Genomic DNA, 26,852 nt, shown 5'->3' on the forward strand with positions numbered 1-26,852 from the left:
TCACTTCTCTTGCCAGCTAAAACGACGCGCAATCAGCATCAACCCTTGTTCAAGCAGCAGCCCCACCACGCCGATAATCACAATGGCTATCAGGATGTTTTCGACGTTGAGGTTGTTCCACTCGTTCCAAATCCAGAAGCCAATCCCTAAGCCGCCGGTGAGCATTTCCGCCGCCACAATCACCAGCCAGGCGATACCAATTGAGAGGCGTACGCCGGTCAGCACCGACGGCAGCACCGCCGGGAACAGAATTTTGCGCATCACCGTCCATTCGGAAAGCTGCAACACCCGCGCCACGTTGAGGTAGTCCTGCGGAATACGTTTCACCCCTTCGGCGGTGTTAATCACCATCGGCCAGATTGAGCAGATGAAAATGGTCCAGCTCGACGCCGGCTCCGCCTTCTGAAACAGCAGCAGACCAATCGGCAGCCAGGCCAGCGGGCTGACCGGGCGCAACAGCGCAATCAGCGGCGTAAACATGCGCGAGGCGAAGGTAAAGCGACCAATCAAAAAGCCCAGCGGGATCCCGACCAGCGCCGCCAGACCAAAGCCCACCGCCACGCGCTGCAAGGAAGCCAGCACATTCCAGCCGACGCCCACGTCGTTCGGGCCGTTGATATAGAACGGGTCCGCAAACAGCGTTAACGCAGAATCCAGGGTACTGAGCGGCGTCGGGAAGCCCTTGCTGTTCACGGCGGCGAGCTGCCAGGCCAGCACCAACAGGCCAAGACCCAGCAGCGCCGGAATGGTGCGTTCGGCAAGCGCGCGCAGATGACGTCGAAACGCGGGCGGCTGGCGGCGGACCTGCACCGGCGGTAACGTAATCACTTCACCTGCGGGTGCAGGCGCATCGACAATCGTGGTTTTGGTCTTCATCTCATGCCCCCAGGCGTTGAACGTTAAAACTCCGGGCGTACCCGGCTGGATCGGCCCCGGTCCATATCGAGCCGTCGATCAATGTGCTACTGCGCAGCGTTTGCGTTGGCGCACTCACACCGCCCACCGCCAGCGCCGCCTCTTTCCACACATCGATACGGTTAATGCGCTGGGCAATGGCCAAATAATCGGGATCGTTTTTCAACAGACCCCAGCGGCGGAACTGGGTTAAGAACCACATGCCGTCCGATAGCCAGGGATAGCTGACCTCGCCGTGGTCGAAAAAGCGGATTGGATGCGGGTCCTGCCAGCGGCGACCGATGCCGTTGTCGTAGGCACCGAGCATGCGGCCCGTCAGATATTGCTCTTTGGTATTCAGCCAGCCGCGCTGGGCGAGGATTTTTGCAGTCTCGCGTTTGTTGTCGTCGGAGGCGTCAATCCAGCGTGCGGCATCGAGCAGCGCGGCAACCAATGCACGGCTGGTATTGGGATGCTGCTCAACCCAGTCCCGGCGGGTGCCGAGTACTTTTTCCGGGTGATCCGGCCAGATGTCCTGGCTGGTAGCGGCGGTAAAACCGATGCGGTCGTTGATGGCACGCGCATTCCACGGTTCGCCGACGCAAAATCCCACCATGTTGCCAATACGCATGTTCATCACCATCTGCGGTGGCGGCACCACCACCGTGCGCACGTCGGTAAACGGGTTGATGCCACCGCTCGCCAGCCAGTAATAGAGCCACATGGCGTGGGTGCCGGTTGGGAAGGTGTGGGCGAAGGTATAGGTGCCCGGTTCGCTGTTAGCGACGAGCGTTTTCAGCCCGCTAAGATCGGTGACGCCCTTTTCCTGCAAATCGGTCGACAAGGTGATCCCCTGCCCGTTGCGGTTGAGGGTCATGAGGTTGGCCATCGCCTGCGGTTTACCGGCAATGCCCAGCTCCAGCCCGTACAGCAGGCCGTAAAGAATATGGGCAGCATCCAGTTCGCCGTTAACCAGTTTGTCGCGTACCGCCGCCCAGCTGGCCTCTTTACTCGGCACCAGCGTGATGCCGTACTTTTTATCGAACCCTTTTAGCGATGCAATCGCCAGCGGCGCGCAGTCGGTCAACGGGATAAAACCCACCTTGACCGTTGCGAGCTCCGGCTTATCTGACCCCGCCGCCCAGACCGATGGCATCATGCCGGGCAGCAGCATCGCGCCGCCCAGCGCCGCTCCAGCCTGTAATAACCGCCGCCGTGATAGTGAAAACGTCTCGCCCATACTCGCTCCCAAATGCAAAAAAAAAGCGCCCGGCAATGCTTACGCATTGCAGGACGCCTTTATCCTCGTGGTTCATGCGCCGCCATTGGCGCACAACCGACTGTTTACAGAACTAATGCAATTCAGATGCCAGGTATAAAATCGCGTGGTATCCGGGCAAAACCTGTTGCCCGATCACATTTTTGCACCGCATTCAGGCATTCATGCCCGCTGATTGTGCAACGGTGCCCCTGGCTCGTCCTGCCAGAGCGACTTCACCGCCAGCAGCGCGCGGGCTATCTCCACCATCCGCTGGTTTTTGTCCATCGCCATCTTGCGCAGGCAGTGCCAGGCCTGTTCCTCGTTCATCTGTCGATGGGTCATCAGTATGCTTTTCGCCTTATCAATCAAACGCCGCTCTTCCAGCGTATCCTTTAGCGAAGCCAGCTGGCTGGATAGCTGCTCCAGCTCACGCGCCTGTTGGCGAACCAGCGGTAAAAGCTGACGGTCAAGATGCAGCACCAGACTGTCGCCAGGTGGATCGTCAAACGTCGGTGCCAACGTTTCGTCCTCCTGCAAAAGCGCCTCTACGGCATTCATCAGCTCGCCAATCAACAGCTCTTCAAGCCCACGCATCTGCTCCAGACGCTGGGTTTGCAGGGTAAACCAGTGCAACGCGCTTTGCCCGTCATCCGCCGTCGGTTTGCGGGTACAGGCGATGCGCCGCAGCTGTTCAATGGCAATGCCCGCCTGACACTCGGTAAAAAACAGCATCTTCAGCGGCGCACTGGCCAGCGATAAGAAGCTGTCGAAACAGGGCTGCTGGCCATCGATTCTATCGACCAGACGCTGGCGAAGTTCATCGCTGAAATCGCCGAGCGCAAACCCCTGCGCCCCAAGCGCGCGTTCCTGGCCAACCAGCTCTTTGCCCTGCATAAAGCTGTAGAGCGCCACCAGTCGCCCGGCGAGAGTGGGATCGTCGATGCTGTCGTTAAGCTGTGGAATGATGTTCAGCAGATGGCGAATGGTGCGGTTGAACTGGCTGGTTGCCGCTTCCGGGCTTATCTGCAAGGCGCTCACTTTCTCGCGCAGTGCGGGCAGTTGCTCCAGCGACCACACCGCGCGGGCGATGCGTTGGCACAGGCCGCTGGCGGAAGGTAGATATTGCGGGATTAGTCGGGCAAGCAGGCTACGGGCCTGTTCATCCACCAGCGCCGCGCTGGCGCGACGTTCAGCAGCATATAATCGCCCCTGCGAACACAACCAGATGTTGGATGCGCCCCGCTCACACTGTAACATATGCACCACGTGGCTTAACTGGCTCACCAGTTGCCCCTGCTGTGCGAGCTGATGGAGCTGCTCTTTTTGCACCTGACGCGCGTAACGAAACCACTCGATAGCGCCGGGTGTCTCATCTTCACGGTTTATCATGCGCTCTCCCGTTATAGGATTTTCTTACCGATAGTCCTAACGTCTAGCAATAACCGTGCCTTAAAGGAGTTCAGATGCAACGTATCGTCATTATCGCCAACGGTGCTGCTTATGGCAGCGAGTCTCTGTTTAACAGCCTGCGTTTAGCCATCGCCCTGCGCGAGCAGCAGGATGACCTGCAGCTGCAGCTGTTCTTAATGTCGGACGCGGTGACTGCGGGCCTGCGCGGACAAAAACCGGCCGAAGGCTACAACATTCAGCAGATGCTGGAGATCCTCACCGCTCAGGGCGTGCCGGTTAAACTGTGTAAGACCTGCACCGACGGGCGCGGCATCAGCGCACTGCCGCTGATTGACGGCGTAGAGATCGGCACGCTGGTCGAACTGGCGCAGTGGACGCTGGCAGCAGACAAGGTGTTGACCTTCTGATTCCGCTCAATTAGCCGGGCCAACTAAAACCATCGCCGTTTAAAGAATTTTATATTAACTCTGCCTCATTACTCGTATGAATGTCATGAAGGCTGAATGGATTCAGGGATATTGTCATTTTTGTTGAAGCGTTGCGGGTTTTTTTGATCAAAATCAGCATCCGCCCTCCCCGGGTTTGGTGTTATGCCATGAGTGATTTGTGAACAATATCACAGGCGAAATTAGAGGATTCGATCGCAGGATGCGGGTTGACTCATAGGCAGCGGGGTAGTTTGGCGATGGTTAAGGCAAGTTTGACATTGTTTGGTGGGGATACGGTGGTGGTGCGTTGTTCAGAGCGTTGCCATATTCATTTAATGAGCACGCAGAAGAATACCAGCAGTCATAATACCGATATTTTGAGCGTACAGAACGAAGAGAAAGCGTATCTGACCGTACCGTATAGCGGAACCTGGAATGTGCTGATCGACAGCCACAGCCAGTCTCTTGAGCACTCCATCAGCTACGTAGCAGCCTGATGATTCACCCCGGAAGCACGCACTTCCGGGGTTTTCACGATACAGCTTAAGCCAGCCCCGGCGGATTCACACCGCCAACCAGCGTCCGCACTTTCCCAATCAGCTCATTCAAACCGTCATCCGGCATTCCCAACTTTTGCAGCTCTTGTTCCAGCGAGAACAGATACTGCGCGTTGGTGCCGAGCGGCCCGCTGGCGCGCGCAATCAGCGGCGCGATCACCTGCACGCTGGTGTCAGACTCATACAGCGGATGACGCGGGTCCATAATAAATACCAGCGCGTTAACCGTACGCCCGTCGTCAAGGCTCAGCTTGCACCAGGTTGGCAGATAGCAGCCGGTGATCATCTCGCGCTTCCACAGTAGTGACAGCTCGTTTTCAATTTCATCGTCCGGCAGACGGTAAGCTACGCCCGTGGTGCGCCCGCCTTCTTTGAGCGCCAGCATGCGCCCCGGTTGACAGGCGCTGCCGCGCCCGGCCGTCAGACGCAGACAGAACGCCCGGTGCCAGCCAACCAGCGTACCGGTGACGGACTCACTAAAGTTAAGCGCCGGGTTCCACATCAGGGAGCCGTAGCCAAAAATCCACACCGGGCCGTTATCCGGCCGACAGGCCAGCGTCGCCGCCAGCGATGCCGCACGTTGTTCAGCAGACCATAATAGCGTTTCCCCAATGGCGCCAAACGCCGTTGTACAATCTGCCTTCATCAAGAAATCACGCGTTAACACTGTAAACCTCCACCACCACTTCTCTTCCCTGCAACACATACGCCCTTAAGGGAACGAATGGCGACCTCCGGAGCTGTCATTGATGAAATATTATCCAGCTTTATGCGGCAGGATGCAATTTGTCTGCTATGACTTCTGCGTCAATTCACGTCCGTATTAGCGATAAAAATGGATAATTCCAACATAGCAATTTGCTGTTATTTAAAAAATATTTAACCGATATTTTATATTATAGACATCTACGCGAAAAAATGGCGCTATGGGTAAATTTTAGTAAAAGATCGCATTGCCAGTGGAAAAATTTGTTAATTTATACCACTGCTTTTTCTATAATTATAAATACCTGCACAGATGGAGACAAACATGACCCACGCGCATGAGGCGGTGAAAACTCGCCATAAGGAGACGTCGCTTATTTTCCCGGTAGTGGCGCTGGCAATCCTGTTATTCTGGGGAAGTAGTCAGTCATTGCCAGTGGTTATCGCGATTAACGCCATGGCGTTAGTTGGTATTCTTAGCAGCGCATTTAGCGTTGTCCGCCACGCGGATGTATTAGCACACCGCCTTGGCGAGCCGTACGGCTCTCTGATTTTAAGTCTTTCCGTAGTTATCCTTGAGGTTAGCCTGATATCGGCATTAATGGCTACGGGTGATGCCGCCCCTACCCTGATGCGCGATACGCTCTATTCCATCATTATGATCGTCACCGGCGGATTAGTCGGCTTTTCGTTATTGCTCGGTGGTCGTAAATTCGCCACGCAATATATGAACCTATTTGGCATCAAACAGTATTTAATTGCCCTGTTCCCACTGGCGATTATTGTACTGGTCTTCCCGACCTCCTTGCCGGGTGCCAATTTTACCATTGGCCAGTCGCTGCTGGTGGCGCTGATTTCTGCTGCCATGTACGGCGTATTCTTGCTTATTCAGACCAAAACGCACCAGAGCCTGTTTATTTATGAGCATGAAGATGACAGCGATGACGATGATCCGCATCACGGTAAACCCTCGGCGCATAGCAGCCTGTGGCACGCGGTGTGGCTGATTGTCCATCTGGTTGCGGTTATTGCCGTCACCAAGATGAACGCCAACCCGCTGGAGACGTTACTGACCAGCATGAACGCCCCGGTGGCCTTTACCGGTTTCCTGGTGGCCCTGCTTATCCTGTCTCCGGAAGGCCTGGGTGCGCTGAAAGCGGTGCTGAATAACCAGGTACAGCGCGCCATGAACCTGTTCTTTGGTTCGGTGCTGGCGACTATTTCACTGACCGTACCGGTAGTGACGCTAATTGCTTACATGACCGGCAACGAGCTGATGTTTGGCCTGGGGATGCCGGAGATGATTGTGATGGTGGCCTCGCTGGTACTGTGCCAGATTTCCTTCTCGACCGGGCGCACCAACGTATTGAACGGTGCGGCGCATCTGGCGCTGTTTGCGGCTTATCTGATGACTATTTTTGCCTAAGCGCTGCTGAGAGACCGGATAACGACGTTTCGCGTCTATTCCGGTCTCCATATTTCGCGAATAAAAAAGCCGGTCTGTTATACAACAGACCGGCTTTTTTTATTCGTTAAGCAACGTTATTTGCTGGTATCCAGCTCATCGAAGCCTTTTACCAGGTCGTCGATGGCTTTCATTTGCTTCAGGAACGGTTCCAGTTTATCCAGCGGCAGCGCGGATGGACCATCACAACGGGCATGGTCTGGATCTGGGTGCGCTTCAATGAACAGGCCGGCAATACCAACCGCCATACCGGCACGCGCCAGTTCAGCAACCTGTGCACGACGGCCGCCCGATGCTGCGCCAAACGGGTCGCGGCACTGCAGCGCGTGGGTCACGTCAAAGATAACCGGGGAGTTGTTGGACGCTTTTTTCATTACGCCAAAGCCCAGCATATCGACAACCAGGTTGTCATAACCAAAGTTTGCACCACGGTCACACAGAATAATCTGGTCGTTACCGCCTTCAATGAATTTGTCGACGATGTTACCCATCTGGCCTGGGCTCACGAACTGTGGTTTTTTAACGTTGATAACTGCGCCGGTTTTCGCCATTGCTTCAACCAGGTCGGTCTGGCGAGCAAGGAACGCTGGCAGTTGGATAACGTCAACCACGTCGGCAACCGGCTGAGCCTGGCTGGCTTCATGAACGTCGGTGATGATCTTCACGCCGAAGGTCTGCTTCAGTTCCTGGAAAATCTTCATCCCTTCTTCCAGGCCTGGACCACGGTAGGAGTGAATAGAGGAACGGTTGGCTTTATCAAATGAAGCTTTGAATACGTAAGGGATGCCCAGTTTCTGGGTCACGGTCACGTAGTGCTCGCAAATACGCATTGCCAGGTCACGTGACTCCAGCACGTTCATGCCGCCAAACAGAACAAACGGCAGGTCGTTTGCGACTTTGATATCACCAATGCTAACCACTTTTTCTTTCATAAGAGCGCCTTGTTAGGGTATTTCCGCGATTATATACGCAAATAACTTAAGTTACATCAAAGGGGCAAGGGTACGAATTTGCCCCGCTAAAAACGGATTTTAATGAAGAGTAACTTGCTTGTGCGCGATGGTATTAATCTGCGCACGGATCATTTCGCTGATCGGGTCTTCCGGACATTGCTCAACGAAATAATTTAAATCAGTAAGGGCAATATGTTCACATTCCAGCTGCGCGTAGATAAGCCCACGATCGCGAATTTCATACGGGTCTTCCGGGTTAAACTGCAGCAGCGTTTGGCTGGCACCCAGCGCCAGCTCCATCTGCCGCTCTTCCATCAGCGCCGACTTCAGCGTATCGAGCAGCTTGCGGATCACTTCAGCGTTGTCCGCCTCATCGAGATCTTCATTAAACAGCTCCGCCATCGGGCTGATGTTGCCTTTGAGCCAGACTTCAAGCGTGTGTTCGTCGAGCGTCTCGCCGTTGAACGGATTCACCAGCCACAGCTCTTCGTCGTCAACATCGGCGCGCAGCAGCAGTTGGGTCGGGAAAATCACCGGCACCACGGGAATGTCGAGGTGGCTGGCAATCCACAGCACTATCGCCCCGAGCGCTACCGCGCTGCCCTGACGATTTTTCAGCACCTGATCGAGCCACAGCGCATCGGACAGGCGATATACGCCCGACGAGTCGCCAAAATTCCACTCATGATAAAACAGCTCAATCAGACGCTCCATTTGACGCGTCAGCGTCCAGGAAGGGCTAATTTCCTCGCGGGCTAATGCCACCAGGCATTCGAGCTGTTCACGCACCTTCTGCGATGGGAAATCATCACGAATCATTTCGGAAATAAGGATCATGCCATCGCACAGCGGCGCTTTATTAAATTCAAAATCAGCCAGTGACTTCATACCTTACCCCAACAACGGAACTTTAGTGATGGCGAGTTTAACGATGATGCACAACACCACCAGCGCAAGCAGGAAGGCAACAAAGCCACTCTGCTGACTGCGCGGACGACGACGTCCAAGCGCGACAAAACCCAAAAAGATGTAAATGATAACGCCAAACAGCTTCTCCGTCAGCCATGTCCCTTCTTCGGTGAAAGGAAAATAGCGCGTCATCAGCATCAGCGCGACGCCGCTCAGTAGCAGTACGCTGTCGACTGCATGTGGCAGAACGCGCACCCAGCGCGCCTCCAGCATGGCGTTTGCGTGGTGTTTCCACCAGTAGCGTAGTGCAAAAAAGCTGACGGAAACAATGGCCGACCCTATATGTAAATAGAGCACCCACTGGAATAAATTCATGGACAAACCTCCGCGTCACCCGGCCATTGCGCCAGCGTCAGGCGATCGTTATCACCGTAGTCGCGACAGGTTTGGGCATGCTGATAGCCCGCCTCCTGGAACAGTGCGCGCACCGCGTCGCCCTGCTTCCAGCCGTGCTCCAGCAGCATATAGCCACCCGGCAGCAGATGCTGACGTCCGTGGCGAATAATATGCGCCAGATCGGCAAGGCCATTTTGCGCCGCCACCAATGCCGTTTTCGGTTCAAAACGCACATCGCCCTGAGCCAGGTGTTCATCCCGCTCATCGATATAGGGCGGATTGCTAACAATCATGGCAAAACGCTGTTCATCAAGCGCGTTGAACCAGTCGCTTTGCACAATGGTGATGTTGCGAATATCCAGATTATCGGCATTTCGCTGAGCCAACTTCACCGCATCGGCAATAAAATCGACGGCGGTCAACTGACAGTCCGGTCGCTCACTTGCCAGCGCCAGCGCTACGGCGCCGGTACCGGTACCGAGATCCAGTATCTGGCACGGTGTCTGTGGCAAGCGGGCTAACGCCTGCTCAACCAGACATTCCGTATCCGGGCGCGGGATCAACGTCACCGGAGAGACAAAGAGCGGCAGCGACCAGAACTCACGCGTCCCCACCAGATGGGCGACCGGTTCGCCGTTAGCGCGCCGCGCCAGCAGCTCCGCCAGTGTTGCCATCTGCGAGGCCGTCAGTTCGGTCTCATCAAAAGCCAGAATGTAGGTCCGCGCCTTGCCGGTTACGTGTCCCAGCAGGATCTCGGCGTCACGCCGCGGGCTTTCGCTCGCTGCGAAGGCCGCGATAGCCTGTTGTAGCCACTGTCGATAAGTCATCATTCCGTGTCGGACAGCGCCGCCAGCTGATCGGCCTGGTATTCCTGCACGATAGGCTCGATAAGCATATCCAGCTTTCCTTCCATCACTTCATCCAGACGGTAAAGCGTCACGTTGATACGGTGGTCAGTCACGCGCCCCTGCGGGAAGTTATAGGTACGGTTACGGTCGCTACGGTCGCCGCTGCCCAGCAGGTTACGGCGCTCGGAGGCTTCCGCCTGCTGACGACGAGCAATTTCAGCCGCGCGGATACGCGAACCCAGCACCGACATCGCTTTGGCTTTGTTTTTATGCTGGGAACGTTCGTCCTGACACTCCACCACAATGCCGGTTGGCAAGTGGGTAATACGGATTGCAGAGTCGGTGGTGTTAACGTGCTGACCGCCCGCGCCCGAGGAGCGGAAGGTATCAATACGCAGGTCCGCCGGGTTGATATCCGGCAGCTCGGCTTCCGGAACCTCTGGCAATACGGCCACGGTACAGGCGGAGGTGTGGATACGCCCCTGGGATTCGGTTGCCGGAACGCGCTGTACGCGGTGACCGCCGGATTCAAACTTCAGGCGGCCGTAAACGCCTTCGCCGCTGATTTTCGCGATCACTTCTTTAAAGCCACCATGTTCGCCTTCGTTGGCGCTCATGATCTCCACGCGCCAGCGGCGGGATTCCGCATAGCGGGAATACATCCGGAACAGGTCGCCGGCAAACAGCGCCGCTTCGTCACCGCCGGTACCGGCGCGCACTTCAACAAACGCGTTGCGTTCATCGTCCGGATCGCGTGGCAGCAGCAGAACCTGCAGCTGCTGTTCCAGCTGTTCTTCACGCGCTTTGGCTTCCTGTAACTCTTCCTGCGCCATTTCGCGCATTTCAGGATCGTCGAGCATCATTTGCGCGGTTTCAATATCGTCCTGAACCTGGCGCCAGTCGGTATAACAACGAGAAACGTCGCCCAGCTGCGCGTACTCACGCGACAGCGCCCGGAAACGGTCTTGATCGGCAATGGTTGCCGCATCTCCAAGCAGCGCCTGAACTTCTTCATGGCGCTCGTAGAGAGCTTCCAGTTTAGCAACAATAGAAGGCTTCATTGGCGTAAATGCACCTTGTAATAAATAGAGTTGTGCTACTCCAGCCCGAGGCTGTTGCGCAGAATATGCAGGCGTTCATCATCCCCGTCACGGGCGGCCTGCTGAAGTGATTTGGTTGGCGTGTGGATCAGGCGGTTGGTTAATTTACGCGCCAGATCCTGCATGATGGCCTGCGGATCGCCGCCCTGTTCGAGCGCGGCAATCGCTTTCGCGGTGAGTTCTTCACGCGCGCTTTCAGCCTGAGCACGATAATCACGAATGATTTCGCTGGCGCTTTGCGCGCGCAGCCAGGCCATAAATTCACTGGCTTCCTGCTCGACAATCGTTTCAGCCTGCACCGCGGCGGCTTTGCGCTGCGCCAGGTTGTGCTGAATGATATTTTGCAGGTCATCCACGCTGTAGAGATAGGCGTTGGCGAGTTTCCCCACCTCCGGTTCCACGTCACGCGGTACGGCGATGTCTACCAGCAGCATCGGCTGATTGCGGCGCGCTTTCAGAGCGCGCTCAACCATGCCTTTACCAATAATCGGCAGTGGGCTGGCGGTTGAACTGATAATAATGTCGGCCTCTTTTAGCCGCTCGTCGACGTCGCTTAAGGCAATCACTTCCGCCCCCACTTCGTCCGCCAGCACCTGCGCCCGTTCACGGGTACGGTTAGCAATCAGCATTTTTTGCACGTGATGTTCACGCAGATGGCGCGCCACAAGCTCGATGGTCTCGCCTGCGCCAACCAGCAGCACCGTGACCGTCGAGAGAGATTCAAAAATTTGTCGGGCCAGCGTACAGGCAGCAAACGCGACCGACACCGCGCTGGCGCCAATATCCGTTTCCGTGCGCACACGCTTGGCAACGGAGAATGATTTCTGGAACATGCGTTCCAGCTCGCTCACGTTGAGATGGCCGCGGCTGGAGTCGGCAAACGCTTTTTTCACCTGCCCTAAGATCTGCGGTTCACCAAGCACCAGCGAGTCTAAGCCGCTGGCGACACGCATCAGGTGACTAACAGCGTCGTTATCCTGGTGCCAGTAGAGGCTCTGACGCAGCTCGGCTTCGTTTAATCCGTGGTAATCGCACAGCCAGCGGATAATCGCTTCATGCTGATTATCCTGCTCTTCGACGCTCAGGTAGAGTTCGGTGCGGTTGCAGGTCGACAGGACCACTCCCCCTTGTACCATTGGCTGAGCCAGCAGGCTCTCCAGCGCCTGGTCAAGCGTATCTGGCGAAAACGTCACACGTTCTCGCAGCGCTACCGGGGCTGTTTTGTGGTTAATGCCAAGAGCTAAAAGGGTCATTGTGCGGGAGTAGTACCAGCGTTGATAAGGTTAGTCTGAGCGCATCATACAGGATGCGCGAGATCAATAAAAGGGAGGCTCCCCTTTTGGAGTAATAGGTAAGCTGGGTTAATTTTATGATTTAAGACAACTTGAGCGTAGACGCTGCCCCCCGGCGACGCTAGCATTAAGCCTAATTACTGCAACGCATTTCAAGGATTGTCATTATTATGGCCCTGTCTGATTTCCGCATGGTTCGTCTGCTGCCGCTGGCAGCGCTGGTTCTTACCGCTTGTACCACCACTCAACCGCCAGGGCCGGGCAAAAGTCCAACCTCGCCTGAGTGGCAGCAGCATCAGCAAGAAGTGCGCAAGCTCAGCCAGTACCAGACGCGCGGCGCCTTTGCTTATATCTCCGACCAGCAGAAGGTTTATGCCCGCTTCTTCTGGCAGCAAACCGGCCAGGATAACTATCGCCTGCTGCTCACCAACCCGTTAGGCAGTACCGAACTGGAACTGGTAGGCCAGGCGGGTTCGGCGCAGTTGACCGATAATAAAGGCCAGCACTACACCGCCGCCGACGGCGAAGAGATGATCGGTAAGCTGACCGGAATGCCGATTCCACTCAACAGCCTGCGTCAGTGGATCCTCGGCCTACCGGGCGACGCTACCGACTATAAGCTTGACGATCAGTATCGTCTGAGCGAACTCAACTACAGCCAGAACGGCAAAACCTGGAAAGTGGTCTATAGCGGCTACGACAGCAAAACGCAGCCTGTGCTGCCATCCAACATGGAGCTGACCCAGGGCTCTCAGCGCATCAAGCTGAAAATGGACAACTGGATCGTTAAATGATGACCCGCTGGCCCTCTCCCGCAAAGCTGAACCTGTTTTTATACATTACCGGGCAGCGTCCTGATGGCTACCACACGCTACAGACGCTGTTTCAGTTCCTCGATTATGGCGACACGCTGACCATCGAGCCGCGTACCGATGGGCAACTGCGGCTGCTGACGCCGGTCGACGGCGTGCCGAATGAAGAGAACCTGATTATTCGCGCCGCGCGCCTGCTGATGAAAACGGCGGCGCAAAGCCAGCGTCTGCCGGAAGGCAGCGGTGCCGATATCAGTATCGACAAGCGTTTGCCGATGGGTGGCGGCCTGGGCGGCGGTTCATCGAATGCGGCAACGGTACTGGTTGCCCTTAATCATTTGTGGCAGTGCCATCTTTCAGAAGATGAACTGGCAACCATCGGCTTAATGCTGGGCGCGGATGTGCCGGTGTTCGTTCGCGGTCACGCGGCCTTTGCGGAAGGCGTCGGCGAAGTGCTGACACCGGTTGAAGTGGCGGAAAAATGGTATCTGGTTGCCCACCCGGGTGTCAGTATTCCGACACCGGTCATTTTTGGCGATCCGGAGCTGCCACGAAATACCCCTGTCAGGTCAATAGATACGTTATTAAATTGTGAATTCGCTAATGATTGCGAGGTTATCGCAAGAAAACGTTTTCGCGAGGTTGATGATGTGCTTTCCTGGCTGTTAGAATACGCGCCGTCGCGCCTGACTGGAACAGGAGCCTGTGTCTTTGCTGAATTCGACACGGAACTCGCTGCCCGCCAGGTGCTTGAGCAAGCCCCGGAATGGTTGCAAGGCTTTGTGGCGAAAGGTGTAAACCTCTCTCCATTAAAGCAAGCCCTACTCTGAATTATTCGGATTTCCGCCAGTTTTGCTGACGAAAGAAGAAAAGTGATGAGTAAACCCTGCCGGGCAAACTGAGCTCCGGTGACAACGTCACCCCGTTCCAGACGTTGCATCGCGCTCTTTAATACACCGCCTGGATGAAATCGCGCCTGGCCCGCACAGTTTTTGGCCCGTTTCATCCACCACTGGACGCATGCCTGAGGTTCTTCTCGTGCCTGATATGAAGCTTTTTGCTGGTAACGCCACCCCGGAACTAGCACAACGTATTGCCAACCGCCTGTACACTTCTCTCGGCGACGCCGCTGTAGGTCGCTTTAGCGACGGCGAAGTCAGCGTACAAATTAACGAAAACGTACGCGGTGGTGATATTTTCATCATCCAGTCCACTTGTGCCCCTACTAACGACAACCTGATGGAATTGGTTGTTATGGTAGATGCCCTGCGTCGTGCTTCCGCAGGCCGAATCACTGCCGTTATCCCTTACTTCGGCTATGCCCGTCAGGACCGTCGCGTACGTTCTGCGCGTGTACCTATCACCGCTAAAGTTGTCGCTGACTTCCTGTCCAGCGTTGGCGTTGACCGCGTACTGACCGTAGATCTGCACGCTGAACAGATCCAGGGCTTCTTCGATGTTCCGGTTGATAACGTGTTTGGTAGCCCGATTCTGCTTGAAGATATGCTGCAGCTGAACCTGGAAAACCCAATCGTGGTTTCTCCAGACATCGGTGGCGTAGTTCGCGCACGTGCTATCGCTAAACTGCTTAACGATACCGACATGGCTATCATCGACAAACGTCGCCCGCGTGCGAACGTTTCCCAGGTTATGCATATCATCGGTGATGTTGCCGGTCGTGACTGCATCCTGGTTGATGACATGATTGATACCGGCGGCACGCTGTGTAAAGCAGCTGAAGCGCTGAAAGAACGTGGTGCTAAACGCGTATTCGCTTACGCAACTCACCCGATCTTCTCTGGTAACGCGGTAAACAACCTGCGTAACTCCGTCATCGACGAAGTTATCGTCTGCGATACCATCCCGTTAAGTGATGAGATCAAAGCGCTGCCAAACGTCCGTACCCTGACCCTGTCCGGGATGCTGGCCGAAGCGATTCGTCGTATCAGCAACGAAGAATCCATCTCTGCCATGTTCGAGCATTAATCGGACTTGGTTAAAAAACCCGCTGCGGCGGGTTTTTTTGTCTATAGTGTTTATTTGTATGATTTATGCCAACTTCGCTGCCATTCACCTGACAGATGATGCGCTCACGGATGAAACAGTATTGTGAATAAATTATTCTCCCCTGAAATAATGCCTTTCCGCGCGCTGATTGACGCCTGCTGGAAAGAGAAATACAGCACCACGCGCTTTATACGCGACCTTATCGCTGGGATAACCGTCGGTATTATTGCTATTCCGCTGGCCATGGCGCTGGCGATTGGTAGCGGCGTTGCGCCACAGTACGGCCTTTATACCTCCGCCGTTGCTGGGATTGTGATTGCCTTGAGCGGAGGCTCCCGTTTTAGCGTCTCCGGGCCGACCGCGGCCTTTGTGGTGATCCTCTACCCGGTTTCCCAGCAGTTCGGCCTCGCCGGTTTGCTGGTTGCCACGCTGATGTCCGGCCTATTCTTGATCCTCTTTGGCCTCGCCCGTTTTGGCCGCCTGATCGAATACATTCCGCTGTCGGTCACCCTCGGTTTTACCTCGGGGATCGGCATCACCATCGGGACCATGCAGATTAAAGACTTCCTTGGTCTGCAAATGGCACATGTCCCTGAGCATTATTTACAGAAAGTTGGCGCGCTGGCGATGGCCCTGCCGACCATTAATTTCGGTGATGCGGCGATCGGCATTGTCACCCTTGGGACCTTAATTCTCTGGCCACGTCTCGGCCTGCGTCTGCCGGGGCATCTCCCCGCGCTGATTGCCGGCTGCCTGGTGATGGTCATCGTCAATCTGCTTGGCGGCCACGTCGCGACTATCGGATCTCAGTTCCACTATATTCTGGCGGATGGCTCGCAGGGTAACGGCATCCCGCAGCTGCTGCCGCAGTTTGTCCTGCCGTGGGATCTGCCCGGTTCAACCTTTACGTTAAGCTGGGCCTCGCTGCAGGCGTTGTTGCCCGCTGCATTTTCGATGGCGATGCTCGGCGCAATTGAGTCGCTGCTGTGCGCCGTGGTGCTGGATGGAATGACCGGCACCAAACATAAAGCCAACAGTGAACTGATTGGTCAGGGTTTGGGCAACATTGTGGCGCCATTCTTCGGTGGGATTACCGCAACAGCCGCGATTGCCCGCTCCGCCGCCAACGTGCGCGCAGGCGCCACCTCACCGGTTTCCGCAGTCATTCACGCGATTTTAGTCATTCTGGCGCTGCTGGTTCTTGCTCCCGTGCTGTCGTGGCTACCGCTGTCGGCCATGGCGGCCCTGCTGCTGATGGTGGCGTGGAACATGAGCGAAGCGCATAAAGTGGTCTATCTGCTGCGCAAAGCGCCGAAAGACGACATCATCGTGATGCTGATTTGTATGTCGCTGACCGTGCTGTTCGATATGGTTATCGCCATCAGCGTCGGTATCGTGCTGGCATCACTGCTGTTTATGCGCCGCATCGCGCGGATGACGCGGCTTTCTGCGGTGAATGTCACCGTACCCGACGATGTGCTGGTACTGCGCGTCATTGGCCCGCTGTTCTTTGCCGCCGCCGAAGGGTTGTTTACCGATCTGGAAACGCGCATTGCCGGTAAACGGATTGTGGTACTGAAGTGGGATGCGGTGCCGGTACTTGATGCCGGTGGTCTGGACGCGTTCCAGCGTTTCGTCAACAAACTGCCGGAAGGCTGTGAACTGCGGGTCTCGAATCTTGAGTTCCAGCCGCTGCGTACCATGGCGCGCGCAGGTATCCAGCCAATTCCGGGGCGACTGGCCTTCTTCCCGAACAAAGACGCCGCGCTGGCGGATATTCAGTAAAAAAAATGGCTCCCCAGGGAGCCATTTTCATTTCCGCATCAACGCCAAACGTCACGCTTTCAGCAGCTTCTCGGCGGTCTCTTTGACGCTGGCCAGCAGGACTTTGACATCTTCCAGGCACACGGTCGGGTTCAGCAGAGTCAGCTTGAGGCAGGTGACGCCATCGGCTTCGGTAACGCCAACGTTAGCGCTGCCGGAGGCCAGCAGAACGTCGCCGATACGCTGGTTCAACAGTGCCACAAACGCCATGTCCGTACTTTCCGGACGGAAGCGGAACAGAACGCTCGCCAGCTGCGGCTGCATCACCAGTTCCAGATGCGGCTGTGCGGCCACAAACTCGGCTACGTCGCGGGCCAGCGTTACGCCGTTATCAATGATTTCGGCATACTGCTTTTTACCCAGCGCTTCAAGGCCCATCCACAGCTTCAGCGCATCAAAACGACGCGTGGTCTGCAGGGATTTCGACACCAGGTTCGGTACGCCGTGCTCTTCATCGAAGTCAGAGTTAAGGTACGCGGCCTGGTAACGCATCAGTTCATAGTGACGCGCTTCTTTTAATAAGAACGCGCCACAGCTGATGGTCTGGAAGAACTGCTTGTGGAAGTCCAGGGTGACAGAGTCAGCCAGTTCCAGCCCGTTAAGGAAGTGACGATACTTCTCAGAAAGCAGTAACGCCCCGCCCCATGCTGCATCCACGTGCATCCAGATCTGCTGTTCCGCAGCCAGTGCAGCGATTTCCGTTAACGGATCGATAGCCCCCGCATCGGTGGTACCGGCGGTGGCAACAATCGCCATTACCTGCTCACCGTTGGCTTTCGCCTGCGCCAGCTTCTCACGCAGATCGTTAACATCCATGCGCGAGAACGCGTCGGTTTTCACCAGCGTGACTGAGCGATAGCCCAGCCCCATCAGCGCCATGTTTTTCTGCACCGAGAAGTGCGCATTTTCAGAGCAGAATACTTTGATTTTGCTCAGATCGCCGGTTAAACCATCCTGCTGGATAGAGTGGCCCTGGCGCGCGAAGAACGCGTCGCGAGCCAGCATCAGCCCCATCAGGTTGCTCTGGGTGCCGCCGCTGGTGAATACACCCGCATCGCCTGCGCTGTATCCCACCTGCTCACGCAGCCATTCGATGAGTTTGATCTCAATAATGGTCGCGGACGGGCTTTGATCCCAGGAGTCCATGCTCTGGTTGGTGGCGTTGATCAACACTTCCGCCGCCTGGCTAATCACCAGGCTTGGGCAATGCAGATGCGCCACGCACTGCGCGTGATGCACGGACAGGCTGTCTTTAAGGAAATATTCAACCGCACGCTCGATAGCGGCCTGGTTACCCAGGCCCCCGGAGGTGAAATTCAGGCTGATACGGGAGCGCAGCTGTTCAACGGTTTTGCCCTGATACATCTCAGGCTGCTTCAACCATTCGACAACGGCTTTAGTGCTCTGCTCGATAGCGTCCTGATAGGCGGCAATACTCTGCGCCGAGCCGGACAGAATCGGGTTTACATCAGACATTCGACCCACTCCGTTAAACCGGCTTCACGCCAGCGCCCAGCAAGGCGTTTTCAAATTTATCGAGGAAGATTTCCAGCTCTTCATTGGTGATCAGCAGAGATGGCAGCAGGCGCAGTACGCAACCGTGACGACCACCGCGCTCCAGAATCAGGCCGGATTCGAAGCATTTTTTCTGCAACAGAGCAGACAGCTCGCCATCGGCCGGGTAGCAGCCCATGTGATCCTGCGCTTCGTTTGGTTTGACGATTTCGAGGCCAATCATCAAGCCCAGACCGCGAACCTGGCCGATAACCGGATAGCGTTTCTGCAGTTCTGCCAGTTTGCCTTTCAGCCACTCGCCCTGGGCGGCAACTTTGTCGGCAATCTTGTCGTCTTTGAGGATCTTCAGCGTCGTCAAACCGGTGGCCATTGCCAGCTGGTTGCCGCGGAAGGTACCGGTGTGGTGACCTGGTGCCCACGCATCGAACTGCTTTTTAATCCCCAGAACGGCCAGCGGCAGACCGCCACCAACGGCTTTGGACATCACGATGATATCTGGCTCAATACCGGCGTGTTCGAAGGCGAACAGCTTACCGGTACGGGCAAAGCCGGCCTGAACTTCATCGATAATCAGCAGAATGCCGTGTTCCTGAGTCACTTTGCGAATGCGCTGCAGCCACTCGACCGGAGCCGGGTTCACACCGCCTTCACCCTGAACGGCTTCAAGGATAACCGCCGCAGGTTTACGCACGCCGCTTTCAACGTCGTTGATCAGGTTTTCGAAGTAGTAGGTCAGCGCTTTGACGCCCGCTTCGCCACCGATACCCAGCGGGCAGCGGTATTCGTGCGGATACGGCATGAACTGAACTTCCGCCATCATGTTGCTGACGGCTTCTTTTGGCGACAGGTTGCCGGTCACGGACAGTGCGCCATGGGTCATCCCATGGTAGCCGCCGGAGAAGCTGATAATGCTGGAACGACCGGTGACTTTTTTAGCCAGTTTCAGCGCCGCTTCAACGGCATCTGCGCCGGACGGGCCGGTGAACTGCAGGCAATACTCTTTGCCCTGCCCCGGTAATAAAGAGAGTAAATAAGATGAAAATTCATCTTTTAATGGCGTAGTAAGATCGAGTGTATGTAACGGTAGGCCACTAGAGATGACACTTTGAATGCTTTGAAGCACATCGGGATGATTATGACCAAGCGCCAGAGTACCGGCACCTGCCAGACAATCAAGATATTGATTATTTTCAACATCAGTAATCCAGACGCCCTGCGCTTTGGCAATAGCCAATGGTAGTTTACGTGGATAGCTTCTGACGTTAGATTCAAACTCAGCTTGTCTTGCTAAAAAGGTATCATTGCTTTGAGGTAATGAATTAGCATTTAAAGTATCAATACGGACTTTATCCGTCATCATATCACTCCTACAAGCAGGCGTAGTTTTGCGCCCGATTGAATAAATGGTTAAAAGGATTGCCTGTAAAAAAACGCGGCTAATATATGCTGTTTTAGCAACGGGCTCAATCATTTATTTTCGTCGACTTTTTTACAACTTTTTCCCCTTTAAAATCATCAAGTAACAACAATTCACCAACAACAATTCCACTAAAGTTTGTTACCGTTTATCTTAAACAGCAACAGTTGGCTACAATAAGGACAATCTAATGAAAGCCATCTCGTTGACAGGGTTTTATTATTCTTTTACACGTTTTTACCATTAATACCGTAGGGCCTATCTGGTTAAAACACGATCTTTCACTTGTTTATGGTTTATTAAAATAAATAAGTCGATCCCCAAGGATAAATCACTTAGTATGGCGCGCTTATTTACATACTCTGTGAATAAACAGTTAATGCGCATTCCCCGGTAACGAGCGACAGGCGAAACTCGTTATCGACAACAGGAAGTATTTCCTGGGTTGTCATTAGAAATGTTCGCGGGCGGACATTTCGTAAGGCGAAGCGATCTTCCCTTATGCCGAGAATGAAAATTTTCTAGCCATGTATTTATGGCGCCCTGATATGAGATTGTTATGACTCGCATTTATCCACAGTTCATCGTTGCCAAATTTGGCGGCACGAGCGTTGCCGATTTTGATGCAATGAATCGCAGCGCCAGCATTGTCCTTGCCGATCAAAATGTTCGTTTAGTGGTTCTGTCGGCCTCGGCAGGCGTCACAAACTTGCTGGTCGAACTTTCTGAAGGTCTGGAAAGTCATCAGCAATTAGACAAGCTTGATACTTTACGTACCATCCAATACAACATCATTTCCCGATTGAAGCAGCCTTCTATCATCAGCGCGGAAATTGATAATCTCCTCGAAAATATAGCCCGCCTGGCCCATACCGCGATGACCTCTGCGTCGACCGCGCTGAGCGATGAACTCGTCAGCCACGGGGAGTTAATGTCGAGCCTGCTTTTCACCGAAGTTTTACGTGAACGCAACGTTGAAGCCAGCTGGTTTGATGCGCGTAGCGTCGTTCGTACCGATTCAAACTATGGTTGCGCAGAGCCTGAGGTGAGTACGCTGGCGGAGTTAGCAGAAATGCATCTGCGTCCGCGCCTTGAGCAAGCCATCATGATTACCCAGGGATTTATTGGTCGCGATGCGACGGGTCACACCACTACGCTGGGGCGTGGCGGAAGTGATTACACCGCGTCCCTGCTGGGTGAGGCGCTTCACGCGGCTCGCGTGGATATCTGGACCGATGTGGCCGGCATTTACACCACCGACCCGCGCATCGCTCCAAAAGCCAAACGTATCGATAGCATCTCGTTTTCAGAGGCTAGCGATATGGCCGCCTACGGGGCTAAGGTTCTGCATCCGGCTACGTTAATGCCTGCCATGCGCAAAAATATCCCGGTATTTGTTGGCTCCAGCAAAGATACTGCCGCAGGTGGAACGCTGGTCTGTTGCACAACCGAGAATCCGCCGAGCTATCGCGCCGTTGCGGTACGCCGTAAGCAAACGCTGGTTCGCTTGCATAGCCTGAATTCACAGCCGTCCTATCGTTTTTTAGCGCAGATTTTTGCTCTATTGGAACAGCATACGGTGGCAGCAGATCTGGTCACGACCTCAGAGAACAGCATTGCGCTGGCGCTAGACTCGACGAATGCCACTTCGGGTGAAGACCCGACGCTGACCACCGCGCTATTCACCGCCCTCTCCTCACACTGTCGCGTTGAAGTGGAAACCGGGCTTGCGCTGGTCACTTTGGTTGGCAATCAGCTCACCCAGGCATCCAGCGTGTGCAAAGATGTGTTCGCCCGTTTTGACGAACATGCTGTGCGGATGATTTGTCATGGTGCGTCGAATAATAACCTTTGTTTCCTGCTGCCAGGCGATGTTGCCGACAGCGCGGTCAAAGCGTTGCATCAACGGTTGTTTGAATAATAATCTGGGTCAATAGGATGAATGGGCACGTGGTCGGTTAACGTGCCCAGCATAAAGAAAAGTCCCGGTCTTTCGGCCAGGACTTCGTCAATTTTCTTTCCGGCTCCGTCTGGAGCTATTATTTAGCTGTGGCGACGTGACGTGTTGTCGTTACGACGACAGCGTTTGTCGTAATGACGCACCCACCAATATCTGTCGCTGATGCGCTCATGCCCACCGACACGAGCCCCGGTTAGCCAAAGAACGGCGCCGACGAAGATACTTAGAATCGCACCGTGTGCAAAAAACTGAGGCAGATTAAGTTGCGGCAGCTGGTTTAAAATAGAGTAACCGACGCCGACGACCATCACGATCAAGCCTAACCCCATAAGCACATTACCGAGTAACGAAGCGTTTTTGCGTTTCATAGTGTCACCTCCGTAGATTGGCTGCGGGTTTAGGGATATATCCCTATTCCTAGTGTGTAAAGTATAGACAACACTACCAAATATAAGTGCGCTACCGATCACAAATGGGCACATATAATCAACAAAACTTTACATTTAAGTCACTGAAATACATCAAATCAATATTATTGCCATTTTGAATTATTAACTTTTAGCGCCTTCCGACGCTAATTTTTGTCAACGGCGCTGCCACGACGTAAACTAGCCGCCGAAAAGATTGCCCACTCAGGAACAACTACGTGACGATTAAACTGATTGTCGGCCTGGCCAACCCCGGTGCAGAGTACGCCCAGACGCGCCATAACGCGGGGGCCTGGTATGTCGATTTGCTGGCAGAGCGTTTTCGCGCGCCGCTGCGTGAAGAAAGTAAATTCTTTGGCTACACTTCGCGCATTAATGTGGCCGGTGAAGATATTCGCCTGCTGGTACCCACCACCTTTATGAACCTTAGCGGTAAAGCCGTTGCGGCGCTGGCGACCTTCTATCGTATTAATCCAGATGAAATTCTGGTGGCGCACGATGAACTGGATCTGCCACCAGGGGTGGCGAAATTCAAGCTCGGCGGCGGCCACGGCGGACACAACGGGCTAAAAGATATCATCAGCAAATTGGGCAATAACCCCAATTTTCACCGCTTACGCATCGGAATCGGTCATCCGGGCGATAAAAGCAAAGTTGTCGGCTTTGTATTAGGTAAACCGCAAGCTGCAGAACAGAAGCTTATCGACGATGCGGTAGACGAAGCGGCGCGCTGCACTGAGGTTTGGCTGAAAGATGGGCTGACCAAAGCGACCAACCGGTTACATGCCTTTAAGGCACAATAAGTTTTCATTTACACACCCATCATGCCAGTTACGTCAGGCGGCAAACGCCCGCGCTGACGTTGTTGTGCGACCGGTGCGGGGTACGCCCTCCGCCCGGGGAATGAAGTGCATACGGTATTTTTTCCGTATGACGTGTATAATAGGCGGAGTTATTTACTTTTCTACAATCTGTTTTAAGCAACAGGTTGAAAATCAAAAGATTAAGGTGATTTAAACATGGGATTCAAATGCGGTATCGTTGGTTTGCCAAACGTAGGCAAATCCACCCTGTTCAACGCGCTCACTAAAGCGGGTATTGAAGCGGCAAACTTCCCGTTCTGTACTATCGAGCCGAACACGGGTGTAGTCCCGATGCCCGATCCGCGTCTGGATCAGCTGGCTGAAATCGTGAAACCACAGCGTATTCTGCCTACCACCATGGAATTCGTCGATATCGCGGGCCTGGTGAAAGGCGCGTCTAAAGGTGAAGGCCTGGGCAACCAGTTCCTGACCAACATCCGTGAAACCGAAGCTATCGGTCACGTTGTTCGCTGCTTTGAAAACGACAACATCATCCACGTTAATAACAAAGTGGATCCAGCTGACGATATTGATGTTATCAATACCGAACTGGCACTGTCCGATCTGGATACCTGTGAACGCGCCATCCACCGCGTGCAGAAGAAAGCAAAAGGCGGCGATAAGGACGCAAAAGCGGAACTGACCGCGCTGGAAAAATGCCTGCCACAGCTGGAAAATGCCGGTATGCTGCGTTCGCTGACCACCCTGACGGACGAAGACAAAGCGGCCATCAGATATCTGAGCTTCCTGACCCTGAAGCCAACCATGTATATCGCTAACGTTAACGAAGATGGTTTTGAGAACAACCCATACCTCGATAAAGTTCGCGAAATCGCTGCCGCCGAAGGTTCCGTGGTTGTTGCCGTTTGTGCAGCCGTTGAATCCGATATCGCTGAACTCGACGACGCCGATCGTGAAGAATTCATGGCCGAACTGGGCCTGGAAGAACCGGGCCTGAACCGCGTTATCCGCGCCGGTTACGAACTGCTGAACCTGCAAACTTACTTCACCGCTGGCGTGAAAGAAGTACGCGCATGGACCATCCCTGTCGGCGCAACCGCACCGCAGGCAGCCGGTAAAATCCACACCGACTTCGAAAAAGGCTTTATCCGCGCTCAGACTATCGCGTTTGAAGACTTCATTACCTACAAAGGTGAACAAGGCGCGAAAGAAGCCGGCAAGATGCGTGCAGAAGGTAAAGATTACGTCGTGAAAGATGGCGACATCATGAACTTCCTGTTCAACGTCTAAACAAAAAACAAACATAAAATCCACGCACTTGCGTGGATTTTTTATATCAGTCACATTCTGATAGTTTCATAGCAACACTCCTCGAGGTGCTCCGACGGTTGCAGCGGAGGCCAAATGTACAACCTTCTTTATTTATGGGTTTGCAATCGCCACTTCTAGAGCAAATAAAGGTTCTACACGGACTAAGAGGACATCGACCAAATCATTTCCCAGAAAGAGACAATCCTCTCGGCTCAATAGCAACCAGGGTAACTAGCAATACTCTTCTGAATGAGATGGGTTATCGACCTGATGCTTTAGAAGCTCAACTCGCGCACGCTGCTACTAATAATGAGCCCCTCTCTTTATGGCACAGAAGTGTCGGTTAGACCCGAGGCGATTCATTACTGTTTTCTGTCCATTGCAGGTACCAGCATGAAAGCCATAAACAAAAGGACACTGATCAGCAAGAAGGCATCAGAAAACGCCATTGTTTGCGCTTCCAACATCATCATTTGACTCAGTAATTTTATTGCTGCTAGTAGCCCTGTAGCGCTATCACTTCCACCCTGAGTAAATACCGAAGTATGGCTGGTAATAAACTCATGGACAGTTTGTGGCACGGACACCATTTTTTCCCCAATCCTTTGGTAATGAAAATTAGTCCGGTTATTGAGAATAGTGCCGCACAATGCAATGCCGATGGCTCCACCTAGATTACGCGTCAGGTTAAAGACGCCGGAGGCTAGTTTCAGCCGCGCCTTGGGGATACCGCCGAGAGTCAAGGTGACGATTGGCGCCATCGCAAACTGCTGCGAAACGCCCCTGATAGCCTGTGGTAGCAGTAATTCTTGCCATCCCCACTCATGGGTTATTGGGGTGAAAAGAAACATTGAAAATGCAAATCCACCCAACCCGACCATCAGTAACCACCTGAGGTTTATTTTTTTACTCAAATATGAATAAAGAGGTACTGACAGGATTTGAAATATACCGGTCGTGCATACGGCCAGGCCAATATCAATCGCGCTGAACCCTCTGACCTGCCCCAGAAATACCGGCGTAAGGTAAACGGTTGAAAATATTCCTACCCCTCCGGCAAAGGAGAAAAAACAGCCTAACGAGAAGTTTTTATCCTTGAACGCGCGAAGATCCATAATGGGATTCGATATGGTTAGGGTGCGTGTTGCAAATAAAAGTGCACTCACCAGCGTCAGCCCCGATGTCAGTACAATCGTGCCGTCGTCAAACCATCCCCATCTCGCCCCTTCCTCCAAAGAATATTCCAGGCATCCGAGTGCAACCGCGAGTAGAGCAATTCCTGGATAATCAGCATTTTTAAGGAGTGCCAGATTGGGTTTATCAATGTCCACCAGGAAAGGAATGCTCATCACCAAATAAAGACCCGGTAATATATTGATATAGAAAAGCCAGCGCCATTCAAGGTTATCAGTAATCCATCCTCCGAGAGTTGGCCCAAGCGTTGGGGATAACGATGCCAACGCACTGACCACCGCAGCGGCTAATCCCAACTCCCTTCCTTGGTAATAGATAAAAGCGGTGGTAAAGACCAATGGGATCATCGATGCCCCTGCAGCCCCTTGTAACGCCCGGAACACAATCATACTCTGAATATTCCATGCCAGTCCGCAGGCAACACTCATTACGGTAAAGGCCCCGGCAGAAAGCGTAAAAAGCCAGCGGGTAGAAAATACCTGTGATAGCCATCCGGACAGAGGAATAATCATGATCTCCGCAATCAGATAGCTGGTCTGAATCCAGGCCATCTCATCTTTACCTGCTGACAGACCACCACCAATTTCATTGAGGGATGCCGAGACAATCTGGATATCAAGCTGGGCAATAAACAGCCCGATACACATACTGGCAAAGGCAATATTTTTTCGCATAGCCGGCCCCATTAGCGTCGTTCTTTGACGCTAACGGTCACTGAAAGTCCGGGGCGAAGAATCTGCGCCAGTTGATCCGTTTTATCAATGGCAATCCGCACCGGGACACGTTGTACGATTTTAGTAAAATTGCCGGTGGCATTTTCTACCGGGATCAGGCTAAAGGTGGCACCTGTTGCTGGTGCCAGGCTTTCAACATACCCGTGAAAAACATTGCCCCGGAGGACATCTGCCCGTATCTCCGCTTTCATCCCGGGTTTCATGCCGGCAATCTGGCTTTCCTTAAAATTCGCATCGATCCACAGGCCGCTTACCGGTACTACGGAGACTAATTGCGTCCCTCCCGCCACCCAGCTACCAATACGGGCGCGACGGTTTGCAACAGTACCCGTAATAGGGGCCCGAACAACGGTGTATTCCAGATTGAGCAGTGCCTGGTCGAGTTTCGACTTCGCCTCCACGAGGCCTGCCTTCGCAGCGTCCAGTTTGGCTGATAACACTGTCAGACGCCGCTCCTCAGTCTGATAATCATTTGCCGCTTTGCGTTCTCTGGCTATCATTCTTTGATAATCGAGCCGGGCGTTATCTTTGATTTGTTGGGAAATGGCCGCCGACTTTGCCAATTGTTCGTAACGCTGGCTGTCTTTCAGGGTAATGACTCCAACTTA

Annotated in this window: 24 protein-coding genes and 2 pseudogenes; 11 read left to right on the forward strand and 15 right to left on the reverse strand. The window is 54.0% G+C overall.

All coding sequences use genetic code 11. From position 1 onward, the window contains the following. The 3 genes from ntrB to nasR all read right to left on the reverse strand — a co-directional run bounded on the left by ntrB (position 1) and on the right by nasR (position 3,544). Positions 1-876: a nitrate ABC transporter permease gene (gene ntrB / locus LZ634_RS19060; protein WP_234508023.1), complete on the reverse strand. Its 876-nt coding sequence runs from the start codon at positions 874-876 to the stop codon at positions 1-3. Between the two features lies 1 nt (position 877). Beyond that, entirely contained in the window at positions 878-2,134 is a 1,257-nt protein-coding gene (locus LZ634_RS19065) for a CmpA/NrtA family ABC transporter substrate-binding protein (protein WP_234508025.1), read from the reverse strand. Between the two features lie 201 nt (positions 2,135-2,335). After that, entirely contained in the window at positions 2,336-3,544 is a 1,209-nt protein-coding gene (nasR, locus tag LZ634_RS19070; protein WP_234508027.1) for a nitrate regulatory protein NasR, read from the reverse strand. A gap of 74 nt (positions 3,545-3,618) precedes the next feature. Here nasR and LZ634_RS19075 point away from each other — a divergent pair, with 74 nt between their 5' ends. Beyond that, on the forward strand, positions 3,619-3,972 hold the full coding sequence (locus LZ634_RS19075) for a DsrE/DsrF/TusD sulfur relay family protein (RefSeq protein ID WP_052284386.1): 354 nt from the start codon (positions 3,619-3,621) through the stop codon (positions 3,970-3,972). A gap of 272 nt (positions 3,973-4,244) precedes the next feature. Beyond that, the gene (locus LZ634_RS19080; protein WP_112203963.1) at positions 4,245-4,490 is read left to right on the forward strand and encodes a DUF1883 domain-containing protein; all 246 of its coding nucleotides are present in this window, start codon (positions 4,245-4,247) and stop codon (positions 4,488-4,490) included. Between the two features lie 46 nt (positions 4,491-4,536). Here LZ634_RS19080 and LZ634_RS19085 read toward each other — a convergent pair whose 3' ends face one another. Beyond that, the gene (locus LZ634_RS19085; protein ID WP_234508029.1) at positions 4,537-5,217 is read right to left on the reverse strand and encodes a gamma-glutamylcyclotransferase; all 681 of its coding nucleotides are present in this window, start codon (positions 5,215-5,217) and stop codon (positions 4,537-4,539) included. 363 nt (positions 5,218-5,580) lie between these two features. On the opposite strand from LZ634_RS19085, the gene chaA reads away from it, so the two are divergent. Continuing rightward, positions 5,581-6,681 carry a sodium-potassium/proton antiporter ChaA gene (gene chaA, locus LZ634_RS19090; RefSeq protein WP_234508031.1) on the forward strand — a complete coding sequence of 367 codons (1,101 nt, stop codon included), beginning with the start codon at positions 5,581-5,583 and terminating at the stop codon, positions 6,679-6,681. Between the two features lie 116 nt (positions 6,682-6,797). Here the strand turns inward: chaA and kdsA are convergent, their stop codons facing one another. From kdsA to hemA, 6 genes are all read right to left on the reverse strand, one after another. After that, on the reverse strand, positions 6,798-7,652 hold the full coding sequence (gene kdsA, locus LZ634_RS19095) for a 3-deoxy-8-phosphooctulonate synthase (RefSeq protein WP_052285295.1): 855 nt from the start codon (positions 7,650-7,652) through the stop codon (positions 6,798-6,800). A gap of 99 nt (positions 7,653-7,751) precedes the next feature. Beyond that, positions 7,752-8,561, reverse strand: coding sequence for an invasion regulator SirB1 (gene sirB1 / locus LZ634_RS19100; RefSeq protein ID WP_234508033.1), 810 nt, complete (start codon positions 8,559-8,561; stop codon positions 7,752-7,754). A gap of 3 nt (positions 8,562-8,564) precedes the next feature. Then, the gene (sirB2, locus tag LZ634_RS19105) at positions 8,565-8,957 is read right to left on the reverse strand and encodes an invasion regulator SirB2 (protein ID WP_234508035.1); all 393 of its coding nucleotides are present in this window, start codon (positions 8,955-8,957) and stop codon (positions 8,565-8,567) included. Continuing rightward, a complete protein-coding gene (gene prmC / locus LZ634_RS19110; protein WP_234508065.1) occupies positions 8,954-9,805 on the reverse strand; it encodes a peptide chain release factor N(5)-glutamine methyltransferase in 852 nt (283 codons plus the stop codon). The genes sirB2 and prmC overlap by 4 nt, the downstream gene beginning before the upstream one ends. Further along, complete coding sequence (gene prfA / locus LZ634_RS19115) at positions 9,805-10,887, reverse strand: peptide chain release factor 1 (RefSeq protein ID WP_234508036.1); 1,083 nt, start codon at positions 10,885-10,887, stop codon at positions 9,805-9,807. Before prfA ends, prmC begins: the two co-directional genes overlap by 1 nt. 35 nt (positions 10,888-10,922) lie before the next feature. After that, entirely contained in the window at positions 10,923-12,179 is a 1,257-nt protein-coding gene (gene hemA, locus LZ634_RS19120; protein ID WP_234508038.1) for a glutamyl-tRNA reductase, read from the reverse strand. A gap of 209 nt (positions 12,180-12,388) precedes the next feature. Here hemA and lolB point away from each other — a divergent pair, with 209 nt between their 5' ends. From lolB to dauA, 4 genes are all read left to right on the forward strand, one after another. Then, the gene (lolB, locus tag LZ634_RS19125) at positions 12,389-13,012 is read left to right on the forward strand and encodes a lipoprotein insertase outer membrane protein LolB (RefSeq protein ID WP_234508040.1); all 624 of its coding nucleotides are present in this window, start codon (positions 12,389-12,391) and stop codon (positions 13,010-13,012) included. Continuing rightward, positions 13,012-13,860, forward strand: a complete 849-nt coding sequence (gene ispE / locus LZ634_RS19130) for a 4-(cytidine 5'-diphospho)-2-C-methyl-D-erythritol kinase (protein ID WP_234508067.1) — start codon at positions 13,012-13,014, stop codon at positions 13,858-13,860. Before lolB ends, ispE begins: the two co-directional genes overlap by 1 nt. A 208-nt stretch (positions 13,861-14,068) precedes the next feature. Beyond that, positions 14,069-15,016: a ribose-phosphate diphosphokinase gene (prs, locus tag LZ634_RS19135; protein ID WP_112203978.1), complete on the forward strand. Its 948-nt coding sequence runs from the start codon at positions 14,069-14,071 to the stop codon at positions 15,014-15,016. Between the two features lie 123 nt (positions 15,017-15,139). Next, positions 15,140-16,822, forward strand: a complete 1,683-nt coding sequence (dauA, locus tag LZ634_RS19140) for a C4-dicarboxylic acid transporter DauA (protein WP_234508042.1) — start codon at positions 15,140-15,142, stop codon at positions 16,820-16,822. Between the two features lie 51 nt (positions 16,823-16,873). Here dauA and LZ634_RS19145 read toward each other — a convergent pair whose 3' ends face one another. Then, complete coding sequence (locus LZ634_RS19145; protein ID WP_234508044.1) at positions 16,874-18,337, reverse strand: pyridoxal phosphate-dependent decarboxylase family protein; 1,464 nt, start codon at positions 18,335-18,337, stop codon at positions 16,874-16,876. A 13-nt stretch (positions 18,338-18,350) separates the two neighbouring features. Further along, on the reverse strand, positions 18,351-19,736 hold the full coding sequence (locus tag LZ634_RS19150) for a diaminobutyrate--2-oxoglutarate transaminase (RefSeq protein ID WP_156315701.1): 1,386 nt from the start codon (positions 19,734-19,736) through the stop codon (positions 18,351-18,353). A gap of 616 nt (positions 19,737-20,352) precedes the next feature. Between LZ634_RS19150 and lysC the strand changes: the two genes are divergently transcribed. Continuing rightward, positions 20,353-21,714, forward strand: coding sequence for a lysine-sensitive aspartokinase 3 (lysC, locus tag LZ634_RS19155; protein ID WP_234508046.1), 1,362 nt, complete (start codon positions 20,353-20,355; stop codon positions 21,712-21,714). Positions 21,715-21,836: 122 nt separating this feature from the next. Here lysC and ychH read toward each other — a convergent pair whose 3' ends face one another. Next, positions 21,837-22,121: a stress-induced protein YchH gene (gene ychH, locus LZ634_RS19160; protein ID WP_234508049.1), complete on the reverse strand. Its 285-nt coding sequence runs from the start codon at positions 22,119-22,121 to the stop codon at positions 21,837-21,839. A gap of 278 nt (positions 22,122-22,399) precedes the next feature. Between ychH and pth the strand changes: the two genes are divergently transcribed. The 3 genes and pseudogenes from pth to LZ634_RS19175 form a co-directional block, all read left to right on the forward strand. After that, positions 22,400-22,984 (forward strand): aminoacyl-tRNA hydrolase, encoded by a 585-nt coding sequence (gene pth, locus LZ634_RS19165; RefSeq protein WP_234508051.1) that lies wholly within the window; start codon positions 22,400-22,402, stop codon positions 22,982-22,984. 216 nt (positions 22,985-23,200) lie between these two features. After that, positions 23,201-24,295, forward strand: coding sequence for a redox-regulated ATPase YchF (gene ychF, locus LZ634_RS19170; RefSeq protein ID WP_234508053.1), 1,095 nt, complete (start codon positions 23,201-23,203; stop codon positions 24,293-24,295). Between the two features lie 92 nt (positions 24,296-24,387). Then, positions 24,388-24,627, forward strand: a pseudogene (locus tag LZ634_RS19175) (integrase); the annotation flags it as partial. A 51-nt stretch (positions 24,628-24,678) separates the two neighbouring features. Here LZ634_RS19175 and LZ634_RS19180 read toward each other — a convergent pair. After that, entirely contained in the window at positions 24,679-26,196 is a 1,518-nt protein-coding gene (locus LZ634_RS19180; RefSeq protein ID WP_234508055.1) for a DHA2 family efflux MFS transporter permease subunit, read from the reverse strand. Beyond that, positions 26,196-26,834: pseudogene (locus tag LZ634_RS19185) on the reverse strand (efflux RND transporter periplasmic adaptor subunit); the annotation flags it as partial. The pseudogene LZ634_RS19185 and the gene LZ634_RS19180, both read right to left, overlap by 1 nt. Positions 26,835-26,852 lie beyond the last annotated feature (18 nt).

Origin of the sequence: Kluyvera intermedia, assembly GCF_021440345.1 — a bacterium.
In the GTDB taxonomy this organism is placed as follows: domain Bacteria; phylum Pseudomonadota; class Gammaproteobacteria; order Enterobacterales; family Enterobacteriaceae; genus Kluyvera; species Kluyvera intermedia_A.